Genomic DNA, 13,260 nt, shown 5'->3' on the forward strand with positions numbered 1-13,260 from the left:
CTTGAACTAAGGATTCACCCTCTTTATCAGTTTCTTGAGTACCTTTAGCCTCGATTTTGCCTGAATATGCTGTTTGCGGTTCTTGAACTAAAGACTCACCCTCTTTACCTGGTTCTTGAGTGCCTTTAGCCTCAACCTTTCCTGTATACGCTGCTTGCGGTTCTTGAACTAAAGATTCGCCTTTTTTACTGCTTGTATTGATAGTCGATTTTGATTCTTTAAAGTAACCAACATACTCATATCCTTCAATATGAATAACTCCTTTAGCCAAGCCTTCATGTGTAGAGGCTGAAATAGTTTGGTTATAAGAAAGTAACTCTTTATTTTCAAATGCAAAGGCAGTAAAAGGTACAAAATTGCTGATTCCAATAGAGCTAATTAACAGAACCCCAAGTACTTTACTGCGGTGTTTCTTTGAAACTAATAGAATCGCTAGCGAGGCTGTTGCCAAGCCAAGACCCGCTAGAGCGACTTCCTTACTTCCTGTGTAAGGAAGTTGTTGACTGGTAGTCGACTTCTTGCGATAAACTACATAAATAATATCTTCATCTTGAAATTCTGTTGGAACCTCATGATGAATCAAGGCTTTTTCAGACTCGGTCAATTCCTGCTCCGCCAAATAACGGTAATGAACGCTATGAGTACCACCGACTTCATTGGCTTGAACCTTATCCACTGAAAGGGTACTGGCACCAAAAAGGAAGGCCCCAATGGCTACAGGACCTACCCCAACAGTTAGCTTACGAATGGAATATTTGGTAATTTTTTCTAGTTGTTGTTTTGTTTTTTTCATTCTTACGACTTTCTGATAGAATCTTGTGGATAATGCGCACGCGCACCTCCAATTAATTTGGGACGGCTAGCAAGCGCCGTTACATGGGCATGCCCAATTTCTCTCAAAAGAGGGCGAATCGGAACCTGAACATGCTTGACATGCATACCAATTGCAGTGTCTCCAATATCCAATCCAGCATGAGCCTTGATAAATTCAACCTCAACTGGATCTTGCATAAACTTGAAGGCTGCCAACTGACCTGAACCTCCTGCATGAAGGGTAGGAAGGACACTGACGATTTCCAGACCAAACTGCTCTGCCAACTGACGTTCCACGACGAGGGCCCGATTGACATGCTCACAACCTTGAACAGCTAGATGAATTCCTTTTTCCTCTAGGATATCTAGGATGGTCTTCACAATGATTTCGCCAATTTCTTGGCTGGATTCCTTGCCAATCTGACCACCTATCACTTCACTAGAAGAAAGGCCCAAAACAAAGATAGATCCTTGCTTCAAATTGGCCTTTTCTAATACATCTTTTACAATCTGGCTTGTTTCTCTTTGAATATCTTTTTCCTTCATACTTGATACCTCTTTTGTCATTATCTATCATATCGTTTTTTCTACGTTTTAGCAAGATAGACAACCTAGAAAGCTTGCCCAATTACGCATAAAACTCCCAGAATTGACTGGGAGTTAGCTAGTTTCTATTCTATTTATGTATATTTCTACTGTCGTACCTTTGGAGGGAATAGAATCGATCTTCATTTGGTAATCTTCTCCAAAGTGAAGTTTGAGCCGTTGATCAACATTTTGAAGACCAACTCCCCCACGTTTGAGCTGACTCTGACTACTATCGCCAGCATCTTGGAAACCAACCCCATCATCCTCAATGCGGATGACTAGTCCTCTATCCTGTTTCTGAACAGAAACTCTAATATGTCCCTGACCTTCTTTTTCCTTAATGCCATGGTAAAGAGCGTTTTCTACAAGGGGTTGCAACACCAGCTTAGGCAAGACTAGCTTATCAAATGCAGGATTTTCATCAATCTCATATTCCAGCTTATCTCCATAACGTTGTTTCTGGATAAAGAGGTATTGACGGACATGATTGATTTCGTCAGACAGGCAAATCAAATCTTTACCCTGATTGAGCGCCAAGCGGAAATAGGTTGCCAAAGACTTGGTCACCTGAACCACGCGCTGACTATCCTGAAATTCAGCCATCCAGATGATGGTGTCCAAGGTGTTATAGAGGAAATGCGGATTAATCTGGCTTGATAAAGCTTGAAGTTGGTACTGACGGGTCGTTTCCTCCTGCTTGCGAATATCTGTCATCAGCTGATCAATCTGATCTAACATAGCATTGAACTGGCGAGTCACTTCTCTCAATTCATAGGCACCAGCTTCCTTGGCACGAAGATTCTGATTACCAGAAGCAATCTCCAGCATGGTTTCTCTCAGATCCTTCAAGGGAGCAATCCAACGCTTGAGACTGAACCACACCAAGCAGAGACAGGCAAGAAGAGATGTGACACTAGCCCCAAGTAAGGTCCACATGAGTTGACTCCGAACCTGGTCTAACTTCTCCAATGAAGACACTCCTATAACCGTCCAATCAGTTCCAGCAATCCTTTCCTGACTGACGTAGGATTTGTGATCTGGAGTATAGCCCTGCCCTGTCTCAATATAGGGTTTCATGGCCTCCATTTCACTAGCTGAGCTATAAACTGTGTGTTGAGGATGATAAACAAATTCATGGTTTTCATTGATGATAAAGGCAAAGCCCTGCTGACCCAACTGGAGTTGGTTAAGATAGGCTTCCAAAGTTTCATAGGAAATATCCAAGCGAAGTACGCCAAGATTGGCCCCCTTTACATCAACAAGTTCTTGAGTGACAGAAATGACCCATTGACTATCTGATTTACGAGCTGGAGTCAAAACGGGCATGGCCCCCTGATGAATGGCCTTTTGGTACCAACCCTCAGCCATCATATCGGAGGAAGTTTTCATCTGCACACTGTCATCTGTAGAAATGACCTGACCAGATTTGGTCACCAGAACTACCGTTTTCAAGTCCTGGTCTGCCTTTAAGATGGTCAAAAACAGATCTCGAATTCCCTTGACCTTGTCTTGACTGGGATTCTCAGCATAGGCTAGAATATCCGTCTGCTGGGTCAAACTGGTAGAGGTGGTTTCTAATTTTTTGATATAAGACTGGATAAAGTGGCTAGTCTGACTGATAGTCGTCTGGCTATTGCCCTCAATGCTAGTCTCAATGGCAGAGGAACTAGATCGATAGTAGAAAGTCCCAACCAGAGCTAGGAGAATGAGAAAGACTAGAAAGATGGAAATAACCATTCTGACTAGGAGAGAAGAACGTTTCATCGACCTTCTCCCTTCTTAAACTGACGAGGTGTCACACCTGCAATCTGTTTAAAACGTTGGGTAAAATAGTTCATATCTTCAAAACCAACCTTCTCTGCGATCTCATAAATCTTCAGATCTGTGGTCAGAAGCAAGAGCTTGGCTTGTTTGACACGCTCTCTCACCAGATAATCCTGAAAAGGCAGGCCCAACTCTTTCTTAATCAAAGAACTCAGATAAGTCGGACTAAAGCCCAAGTCACTAGCCAAAGACTTTAAACTAAACTGACTATCAGCCAGATGGGACTGGATTTTCTGAGCCATATTTCCCTCAAACTTATCAGTCAATAGATCTTGTAACTGCTCTTCTTTCTCTTCCTTATCCAACTTCTGCTTGATTTTCCCCAACATTTCCTCAATATCCTGACGAGAAAAGGGCTTGAGTAGGTAGTCATCTACACCTAGTTTGACAGCAGACAAGGCATAATCAAAATCATCGTAGCCTGTCAAAAAAACTAGATGCACCTGAGGATAGGTTTCTCGAATCAGACTGGCCAACTGGATGCCATTTAGCTGAGGCATGTTGATATCGGTTAAAATAATATCTGGTACCTGCTTTTGAATCAATTCCCAAGCTTGCCTTCCATTTTCAGCCTGACCGATGATTTCCATATCGTAGGCTGCTACATTGACCAGTTTGGTCAAGCCTTGTCTTACCAGATATTCATCTTCTACGATTAAGATTGTATAGGTCATGCTTCTCTCCTTTGTCACTTACTAGTATCAGTATAGCAAAATTCTCCTCTAACTGCTTAGGAAAGCCCTCTTAATCAACATAATCTAGTAAATAAGCATAGCCTTTTTCTTCCATTTGATCTTTGGGAATAAATCGAATAGAGAGACTATTGATACAGTAACGTAAGCCACCTTTGTCCTGTGGTCCATCCGTAAAGACATGGCCAAGGTGAGAATCTCCAACTCGGCTCCGCACTTCCATGCGTGTCATATTGTAAGACTTATCTTCCTTGTAGGTGGCAACATCTGGACTGATTGGTTGGGTAAAACTAGGCCAACCACAACCAGACTCAAACTTATCCTTTGATGAAAAGAGGGGTTCGCCAGTTGCCACATCCACATAGATACCAGATTCAAATTTATCCCAATAGCGGTTTGAAAAAGCTCGTTCTGTTTGATTTTTCTGGGTGACTGCATACTCCTCAGGTGACAGGGTCTTTTTCAATTCCTCATCACTTGGTTTTGGATATTTGCTGGCATCAATGACAGGATAAGCCGCCTGATTGACATTGATATGGCAGTAGCCATTTGGATTTTTCTTGAGGTAGTCTTGGTGGTAATCCTCTGCCACTACAAAATTTTTCAAGGTCTCCTTTTCAACTGCTAGAGGTTGATCGTATTTCTTAGCCACCTCATCAAAGACTTGGTTAATCACCTCTAAATCCTTGTCATCTGTGTAATAAACACCAGTACGGTACTGGGTTCCCACATCATTTCCTTGTTTATTTTTGCTGGTTGGATTGATAATGCGGAAGTAATGAAGTAGGATTTCTTTTAGGGAAATTTGTTTGGCATCATAAGTAACATGAACAGTCTCCGCATGACCTGTTTGGTTAATCAATTCGTACTTGGTTGTTTCCCCTCTACCATTTGCATAGCCTGAAACGGCATCTGTCACTCCGGGAACGCGTGAGAAATATTCCTCAACTCCCCAGAAACAACCTCCAGCCAGATAAATTTCGTGCAAGTCTGCATCTTTACTAATTTCTGTTTTTTTCACTGTTTTTCCTCCTTGGCTAACTGATGCCTTCTCAATTTGCGAGCTATCTGTCTGCCCTGCATTTCGCATCAATAGAAAATAGAAACCGGTTATGGCTAGGAAAAAGATCCCTGCCAAGACAAACAATTTTACTTTATCATTCATGACCTTTCGCTACCCCATTTCTTTCAATGTTTTTAAAATCATATCCTTATCCATAAAACCAGGTTGCGTTTTGACTAGCTTACCTTCCTTGTCTATAAAGGCTTGAGTTGGGTAAGAACGAACGCCATAACTTTCTAAAAGTTTACCTGATGGGTCAATTAGAACTGGGAAATTTTTATAATCCAAACCCTTGTACCAATTCTTAAAGTCCGCTTCTGCTTGTTCTCCTTTGTGTCCAGGAGAGACCACTGTCAAAACTACATAGTCATCACCAGCATCCTTAGCGATTTCATCCGTATCTGGAAGACTGGCCAGACAGATGGAACACCAAGAAGCCCAGAATTTGAGATAGACTTTCTTGCCCTTGTAATCAGACAAGCGGTAGGTCTTGCCATCTACTCCTGTCAGTTCGAAATCAGCAACTGCCTGACCTTTAGTCGCAGTTTGCGAACTGACTTGTTCTGTTTTTGTTTGCTCCTTCATAGTAGCTTCATCTGACATGTTTTTAGCCGAACAGGCTGCCAAACAACAGATTGAGCCTACTCCAAGGAGACATGTTTGCCATTTTTTCATTTCTTATTCCTCTCTATTCAAATAATGTAGTCAAAATGGAAGCATTTCCCAAAAGAACCAAAATTCCCATCACGATAATGAGGAAACCACCCACTTTTTTGAGGGTTCCTAGATAAGGATGGAGTTTTCGAAAATGTTTCAAAACATAGCTGGAGGCTAGAGCTAGAACCAAAAATGGTAGCGCCAAACCTAGCGTGTAAACCAACATGAGACCTGCTCCCTGCCAAGCACCTGAACCACCTGAAGTCGCTAAGGCTAAAACAGACCCCAGAACTGGCCCTACACATGGAGTCCAAGCAAAACTAAAAGTCAACCCCAGTAAAAATGCCTGACTATAGCCCTTACCCTTTTGCCCCTGTCTCTTTAATTGTAGCCTTTTTTCCTTGTAGAGCCCCTGCAAATGTAAGACTTCCATCTGGTGCAAGCCCAAGAGAATGATAACCGCACCCGTCACATACTGAAACCAAGAAGCATAAAGCAAATTGCCTAAAAAACCAGCTCCATAACCCAGTAAGATAAAGATAAAAGAAATCCCTGCTATAAAGGCCAAAGTTCGCAATAAACTAACAAGTGAGATTGAAAATTTTCCACTAGAAGCCTGAGCATCATTCTTATCATCCAACAAGACCCCTGCATAAACCGGTAACAAGGGTAAAATACAAGGAGAAAAGAAGGAAAAAATTCCAGCAAGAAAAACGCTGATAAAAAAGATTATATTATCCATTGCCTTCCTCTATTCTTTGATTTGATAGGACTATTATAGCCCCGAAACTCCAGAAAAAACAGGGACAATGATAGGGAAAAATAGGAATTTAATCAGGTTATTTAGAAATCTTACAAAAAAAGCCAGACACAGTCTGACTTCGATGAAAGCAGAAAAGAAAATTCACTAGCCTTCCCTGTTTATCTGATAATAAATAAGGTCCGCAAGATAGCCTTTTCTCTCTACACCATTGGTAATAGTCTTGAGATAGGACATTCCAGCCTTCTCCATGACACGACCTGAAGCTGGATTGAGACTGGCATATCGAGCTCTAACTTTTTGAAAACCTGCTTGAGTAAAGGAGAAGTCCAAGACAGCGTTCAAGGCCTCTGTCATAATCCCATGTCCCCAGTAAGCCTTGCCTAACACATAGCCAATTTCACAAGAAAAATCGTTCTCATCTATTGCAACGATGCTAATATCTCCTATCACCTGTTCTGGCTTTTCTTTGAGACAAATGGCCCATTTATAATAGTTGGGATTGGCATAGGAAGCAACCCAATTACGAATCGAATTTCGAGTCACCTCAACATCAGGATGAGGATCCCAAGTGACGTAGGTTAAATTTTCAGCGGACGAAGCCCAATTCTGAAACATAGCTTCTGCATCACTTTCCACAAATCTTCTCAAGATTAAACGATCTGTCTGTAATATTTGCGTACCGATAGATTTCATGACGCTACCTCGCTTTCTGATAGATGATTCTATGTCCAATCTCCATTGAAACTTGTTTTGCTTTTGAATTTCAAGGTAATAAGCTAAAAAGGTCCACCGGACCTTCCTCGCTTTCTCATTTCTAGGCTCAGGGTAAAAACCTCCACTGGAGGTTATTCTTGCTCTCGAGTTTCAGGGCAAGAAGCTAAAAAGGTCCACCGGACCTCCTCGTTTTCCCCTTTCTAGACTCGGGGTAAAAACCTCCACTGGAGGTTTTTACTCCCAAAAGTCATCAAATACGGTGATTGGTAGGTGGCGTTTGTGTTGGCCTTTGTGCCACCAGTTTTCAATAATTGCTTGAGCTTCTGGGTTGATTGTTTTACCTTCTAGGTAGTCGTCAATCTCTTCATAAGTGACTCCAAGTGCGACTTCATCAGCTAAACCTGGTTTGTCTTCTTCCAAATCTGCTGTTGGGATTTTTTCATAAAGGGCTGGGTCTGCACCAAGTTCCTGCAAGAGTTGTTTCCCTTGACGTTTATTGAGGCGGTAAAGAGGGAGAATATCCGCACCACCGTCACCAAACTTGGTAAAGAAACCTGTGATATTTTCCGCGGCGTGGTCTGTCCCAATGACCGCTCCACTATGGGCACCAGCAAGGGCATACTGAGCAATCATACGACTACGAGCCTTGATATTGCCCTTGTTAAAGTCTGAAACAGGACTACCTGTCTCTTCAACTGCAGCTGTCATAGCATCAGCTGATTCCTTGATATTCACAACCAAGCTGACATCTGGCTGGATGAAGGCTAGGGCTTTTTGAGCATCTGCTTCATCAGCTTGCACTCCATATGGCAGGCGGACAGCGATAAATTTGTAGCCGTCATCGCCCGTTTCTGCGCGCAGTTCTTCCATAGCTAATTGGGCCAATCGACCTGCCAAGGTTGAGTCCTGACCCCCAGAAATCCCTAGTACAAAGGTTTTTAGGAAGGGATGTTTTTTCAGGTATCTTTTTAAGAAATCAATGGAACGACGGATTTCTTCCTGGGCATCAATCACTGGTTTTACGCCCAATTCTTGGATAATCGTTTCTTGCAAACTCATTCTTCTTCTCCTTCACCAAGGGCTTCCTTGCGCATTTTGTCAATCAAGTCCATCTTGTCTTGCCATACATCACGCGCCAAATCCACTGGATAGTGCTGCGGATTGAGCACGCGCTTGTACTCATCCCAAAGCTTGTCAAATTCCTTACGAGCATAAGCCTGAATCTCAGTCAAGCTAGGCAGGTTGTAAATCAATTTTCCGTCTTTGAAGATATCCACCAAGAGAGGCACGGCATCAAAATTACGAACCGTCTTCTTGATGTATGTATAGGTCGGATGGAACATCTTGATTTCAGTCATGTCGCTCACATCCACACCGTCATAAGTGATATAATCGCCTTCTGACTTGCCTTTTTCACGACTGGTAATACGCCACACCTGCTTCTTACCTGGCGTCGACACTTTTTCCGCATTATTAGACAGCTTAATAGTATTGCGCATGTTCCCATTTTCATCTTCGATGGCAACAATCTTGTAAACTGCCCCAAGAGCTGGCTGGTCATAGGCTGTAATCAGCTTGGTACCCACGCCCCAGACATCAATCTTGGCCTTTTGCATCTTGAGGTTAAGGATAGTATTTTCGTCCAAATCATTTGAAGCATAAATCTTAGCCTCTGTAAATCCAGCCTCGTCCAATTGCTGACGGACTTTCTTAGAAATGTAGGCAATATCCCCTGAGTCAATCCGCACACCCATAAAGTTAATCTGATCACCCAGCTCACGCGCCACCTGAATGGCAGCTGGCACACCGATGCGAAGGGTGTCATAGGTATCCACAAGAAAGACACAATTTTTGTGAGTCGTAGCATAAGCCTTAAAAGCCTCATAGTCATTGCCATAAACCTGTACCAAAGAATGGGCATGGGTCCCCAAGACAGGAATGTCAAAGAGTTTACCAGCACGCACGTTGCTAGTTCCATTGGCACTACCAATCACCGCTGCGCGTGTTCCCCAGATAGCCGCATCCATCTCTTGAGCCCGACGTGTCCCAAACTCCATCAAGGGTTCATCTTCGATAACCGAACGAATACGAGCTGCCTTAGTCGCCACTAATGTCTGGTAGTTGACGATGTTCAAAAGAGCCGTTTCTACCAATTGACATTGGGCTAGAGGGCCTTCCACCTGCACAATCGGTTCATTAGCAAAAACCAAGTCCCCTTCTTGGGCAGAACGAACGGTCAACTCCAACTTGAAATTGCGGAGGTAGTCCAAGAATGCCCCATGATAGCCTAGAGACTCCAAATAGGCAATATCACTATCTGAAAAATGCAGGTCTTCAAGATAACTCACTATTCTTTCCAAACCTGCAAAAACCGCATAGCCATTCTTAAAAGGTTGTTGGCGGAAATACACCTCAAAGACCGCCTTTTTATTGTGAATCCCCTGGTCAAAGTAAACCTGCATCATGTTAATCTGGTACAAGTCCGTGTGCAATGTCAAACTATCATCTGGATACATACTTTTCCTACTTCCTTAGCTAGAAACCCATAAAAATTTTCAAAAACTTTCATATGTTCCAATAAATTAGTACTATTATATCACATTTTAGCTGGATTGAGAAAAGAGTAACAAGCTATTCTCCACTCTCCAGTTCATCCATGTCTTGTTCAAACTTTTTCTGAGCCCATTCGCCATAGCTCTTCAGACCGAGATTGCCTATAAAAACCCAAGGAAGGTAAATGACATAAGTAATGGCCCAAGCGGACAGGTATTTAGCATTCAAAGGATTGTGCTGATAAATTTCTATGTTGAATTGATAATTCTGCAACATCAATAGAGTTGTAATCGCCAAGGTTAGGAAAAAACAACCTAAAATCGTAAAATGAAAACGACTATAATAGGTCACTCCCAAATAACGAGCACGATTGAAAAAGAAGAAAATTCCTACTATCAGAGTATAGACTAGAAAATTCGGATTAAAAAGAGATGGAGCCAACACTGCCACCAAATAGTTTAGAAGTACAAGCCCAATAAAGAGTGAAAAGGACTCTGCTCCAGCTTTATTGATTAGTTGTTCTTCTCTTTCGTCAAGTAATTGATAATGAATGAATTTATTTACCATCTTCTTCCTCCCAAAATAGTTGGTCTAGGGTTTTCCCTAAACATCTGCAAATGGACTGGCAGAGCGAGAGACTGGGATTGTATTTTCCCGCCTCTATCAAACCAATAGTCTGGCGCGTCACCCCGACAGCCTCTGCCAGTTGACCTTGAGTTAAATCAAGCTCTACACGAGCTAATTTTAATTTTAAATTTTTAGCCACCTGCGTCCTCCTTATAGTTTTAATACTCATCTACTCTTAAAAAATCCAAAACTAACACAAGCTGTCAGCTATTTATTATAACCTCATTAATTAGCACTCCAATATTATCTTCAGCCTAAAATCAGTATGTTGGATTGTTTGAAATAAACTTCCTAGTTTGCTATTTGATTTTTTGTTTAGTATTAGCTTTAGTAGGGTCTTTTAAACGAGTTTTGATTGCTTGTATTTCTTGTTTAGTTTAGTTGCTTTCATATCACTATTATATAATGCTTTTGGAAATGAGTCTAGCATAAGACAAAAACGTGTACACAACAAGAGCAGGAGCATAGCAAGATGACTGATTTTTTTACTGTATTTTAGGTATGCAAAACAATACTAAATAAAACTAAAATGAATACTTCTTGCTTTTCTTGAGAGTGAAAAAGTACAATAAAATGATTGTAGTGGTTGCCACAAGATACTGACTAATAGACATCGTATTTGAAGCCACAAATACAGGTAAGGAATAAAAAGGAAGAAGTTCAATTGCTTTGATAAACAAATCATTACTAGTATTCGTCATAATCGTATTTAATATATTAGGGATAAAGAGTAGTAAGGCTACTAAAACACCAAATACCAAGCCACTTTTCAATTTGTATAAATAGAAAATGTAAGATAATAGAAAATAAAATAGAACTAACAAAATTGTATTGACTACAATGGCTGCTATAAAATCTAATCCTAAAGCACCTGGAACACCCAATTTACTTACGATGACTAGTAACACAATACCATTCAAAGCATAGATAATGGAAACTGAGATGGCATATAGAAAATTAGACAAGACGTAAATCATCCGATTTTTCTGTTGATTATAAAATAAACTGATTGTATTATGGGAAAAATCTCTACTAATAATTCGGTTAGCATGTATAACAGCCATTAACATACCGAGCATAGCATAAAAGTTTGAAATATGCTTAATACCAAGCGATGTCCCTTGAGTCTTTAGAATAAAGAATGTAACCAATATCGGCGGTATAAACGAGATAAGCAAACCGAGATATATTACGCCTGATGAATATAAATCTCTTATATTTTCCTTAAGAAAATTCAATTTATTTAATTTCATGATTATAACCTTCCTTTATTTTGAACGATTTAGATAAATATCTTTAAGCGTCTCTTTTTTAGTTTCAAAATCAACTACTTTAATAGAGTTTTCGTTGAAAAATTTAAAAAGCTCACTACTTTGAATATTCCCAGACATAGTAATTCTCAGTCCCTCTTCCTGAACAATTTCCCCAAATTCTTGTTTGGTAATGAAAATGTCTCTATCTGTAGCTGATGAAAAAGCTATCTCAAACAAGCAATTATGACTATCTTTTCCTACTTTTTGGAATGTCAAAAGCCCATTCTCCAAGAAAAGAACCCTCTCACAAATTTCTTCAATATCTTCTAATTTATGACTCGATATTAAAATTCCCACATTTTCATGTAAAGCTAAATTTTTTAGAATCGCTAAAACTATTTGTGATGATTCAATATCTAAACCATTAGTCGGCTCATCTAAAATTAACATATCAGGTTCCGTAACGAGGGTTAGAAGCAAAGCTAATTTTTGTTTTGTACCCAAAGAATAGGTCTTTACTTTTTTATTAATAGACTGAGTCAAATCTAACTCTTGAATCAAACTCCCAAATCTTTCTTGATTATAGTCAACACCATATAAATTTGATAAATATTTTAAATTCTCTAAACCTGTTTTAGATAAAAATAATTTTGGTTCTTCAACTAAATACCCAACATTATCACTACTTATAATATTCCCTGAAGTCGGTTGATTATTCTGAACAAGAATTTTCATCAATGTACTCTTGCCAACTCCGTTTCTCCCTACTAGACCAACAATTTCACCCTTATTAAGTGCAAAATTTATATCTTTGAGAATGGTTGAATGACCATAATGTTTACTTACATTTATAACTTCCATTTTTTAATTCCTCCATTAATATTCTTGGTTTTCTATTTGATCATCATTAATTTTAAAAAGTTGCGCCTCTTTTTAACAACATTATATCATATATCTAACTTAATGCAATATATAAATGTCATTTTGTAATATTTTATTAACAAAAAACTCTCTACCATAAAAAGATAGAAAGTTTTTAGTTTAAATATATAATTTCAAAATATCGACGACATCGCTTCTTTTCTTAACCTGATAGGACTTGATTCCCAATTTATCAGCTGCGATTGGTTTGTCCTCAATATCGTCTAGACAGACACAATGTGTAGGATTTAACTGGTATTTATCGAGAATCCCCTTCATACTTATGTCAAGAACCCCTCTTTGCCTTATACTTTCATATTCTCCTTACAAATCTTTTTGGTAATAAAATCTTTTTCCTGTGTAGGGATAGTCTTGTAAGGTAAAGACTTTCTTGTAGCCATGCCTTTTATAAAAATCAGGAGCTTGAAACTGGTAAGTATTGACAAAAGCAAAACGACAGTTTCGATTCTTAGCTTCAGTTTCTGCTTGCTGTAATAGTCTTGAACCGATTCCCTGCCCTCTCAGTTCCTCTTTTACAAATAAATACTCGATTTCTAGCCAATTTCCAAAAGTCTCTGCTATCAAACCTGCCAGGAGATTGCCCTTTTCATCTTCGACATAAAGATTAAGTGGCTCACTTTCAGCTTCTTCTCTTTTTGAACGGTTATAAACACGAATCAGGTTCCCTATTTCTTGTGATTTATGGGATTCCTTATTTTCCAATCTAAAGTACATCTAAATCTCCTTAAATACTGTTACAGCTTGATTATAGTCTTATTTCCAAAGACTGTC

The 13,260-nt window shown here is 39.9% G+C and carries 16 protein-coding genes; all 16 read right to left on the reverse strand.

Annotated elements, in window-relative coordinates; translation table 11 throughout:
- Positions 1-793 (reverse strand): YSIRK-type signal peptide-containing protein (locus tag EII37_RS08405; protein WP_260424861.1); only part of this gene is annotated, 793 nt, incomplete at its 3' end.
- Positions 794-795: 2 nt separating this feature from the next.
- A complete protein-coding gene (locus tag EII37_RS08410) occupies positions 796-1,359 on the reverse strand; it encodes a TIGR01440 family protein (RefSeq protein ID WP_033686587.1) in 564 nt (187 codons plus the stop codon).
- A gap of 114 nt (positions 1,360-1,473) precedes the next feature.
- On the reverse strand, positions 1,474-3,165 hold the full coding sequence (locus EII37_RS08415; RefSeq protein WP_124788254.1) for a sensor histidine kinase: 1,692 nt from the start codon (positions 3,163-3,165) through the stop codon (positions 1,474-1,476).
- Positions 3,162-3,899, reverse strand: a complete 738-nt coding sequence (locus EII37_RS08420) for a response regulator transcription factor (protein WP_124788255.1) — start codon at positions 3,897-3,899, stop codon at positions 3,162-3,164. Before EII37_RS08420 ends, EII37_RS08415 begins: the two co-directional genes overlap by 4 nt.
- A gap of 70 nt (positions 3,900-3,969) precedes the next feature.
- Positions 3,970-5,082 carry a peptide-methionine (R)-S-oxide reductase MsrB gene (msrB, locus tag EII37_RS08425; protein WP_124788256.1) on the reverse strand — a complete coding sequence of 371 codons (1,113 nt, stop codon included), beginning with the start codon at positions 5,080-5,082 and terminating at the stop codon, positions 3,970-3,972.
- Positions 5,083-5,091: 9 nt separating this feature from the next.
- Positions 5,092-5,655 (reverse strand): redoxin family protein, encoded by a 564-nt coding sequence (locus EII37_RS08430; protein WP_045607294.1) that lies wholly within the window; start codon positions 5,653-5,655, stop codon positions 5,092-5,094.
- Positions 5,656-5,668: 13 nt separating this feature from the next.
- Complete coding sequence (ccdA2, locus tag EII37_RS08435) at positions 5,669-6,379, reverse strand: thiol-disulfide oxidoreductase-associated membrane protein CcdA2 (protein ID WP_124788257.1); 711 nt, start codon at positions 6,377-6,379, stop codon at positions 5,669-5,671.
- Between the two features lie 165 nt (positions 6,380-6,544).
- Positions 6,545-7,093, reverse strand: a complete 549-nt coding sequence (locus EII37_RS08440) for a GNAT family N-acetyltransferase (protein WP_124788258.1) — start codon at positions 7,091-7,093, stop codon at positions 6,545-6,547.
- Between the two features lie 255 nt (positions 7,094-7,348).
- Positions 7,349-8,173, reverse strand: coding sequence for an ammonia-dependent NAD(+) synthetase (gene nadE, locus EII37_RS08445; RefSeq protein WP_124788259.1), 825 nt, complete (start codon positions 8,171-8,173; stop codon positions 7,349-7,351).
- Positions 8,170-9,630 carry a nicotinate phosphoribosyltransferase gene (locus EII37_RS08450; RefSeq protein WP_124788260.1) on the reverse strand — a complete coding sequence of 487 codons (1,461 nt, stop codon included), beginning with the start codon at positions 9,628-9,630 and terminating at the stop codon, positions 8,170-8,172. The genes nadE and EII37_RS08450 overlap by 4 nt, the downstream gene beginning before the upstream one ends.
- Before the next feature lie 115 nt (positions 9,631-9,745).
- A complete protein-coding gene (locus EII37_RS08455; RefSeq protein ID WP_124788261.1) occupies positions 9,746-10,234 on the reverse strand; it encodes a DUF6773 family protein in 489 nt (162 codons plus the stop codon).
- Complete coding sequence (locus EII37_RS08460; protein WP_001107500.1) at positions 10,224-10,433, reverse strand: helix-turn-helix transcriptional regulator; 210 nt, start codon at positions 10,431-10,433, stop codon at positions 10,224-10,226. The genes EII37_RS08455 and EII37_RS08460 overlap by 11 nt, the downstream gene beginning before the upstream one ends.
- A gap of 385 nt (positions 10,434-10,818) precedes the next feature.
- Positions 10,819-11,547: a hypothetical protein gene (locus EII37_RS08465; protein ID WP_124788262.1), complete on the reverse strand. Its 729-nt coding sequence runs from the start codon at positions 11,545-11,547 to the stop codon at positions 10,819-10,821.
- 15 nt (positions 11,548-11,562) lie between these two features.
- Positions 11,563-12,408: an ABC transporter ATP-binding protein gene (locus tag EII37_RS08470; protein WP_124788263.1), complete on the reverse strand. Its 846-nt coding sequence runs from the start codon at positions 12,406-12,408 to the stop codon at positions 11,563-11,565.
- Positions 12,409-12,588: 180 nt separating this feature from the next.
- Positions 12,589-12,747, reverse strand: a complete 159-nt coding sequence (locus tag EII37_RS11180) for a hypothetical protein (protein ID WP_185695988.1) — start codon at positions 12,745-12,747, stop codon at positions 12,589-12,591.
- 45 nt (positions 12,748-12,792) lie between these two features.
- Complete coding sequence (locus EII37_RS08475; RefSeq protein WP_124788264.1) at positions 12,793-13,203, reverse strand: GNAT family N-acetyltransferase; 411 nt, start codon at positions 13,201-13,203, stop codon at positions 12,793-12,795.
- Positions 13,204-13,260 lie beyond the last annotated feature (57 nt).

The sequence above is a fragment of the Streptococcus sp. OH4692_COT-348 genome (assembly GCF_003859975.1).
Classification (GTDB): Bacteria; Bacillota; Bacilli; order Lactobacillales; family Streptococcaceae; genus Streptococcus.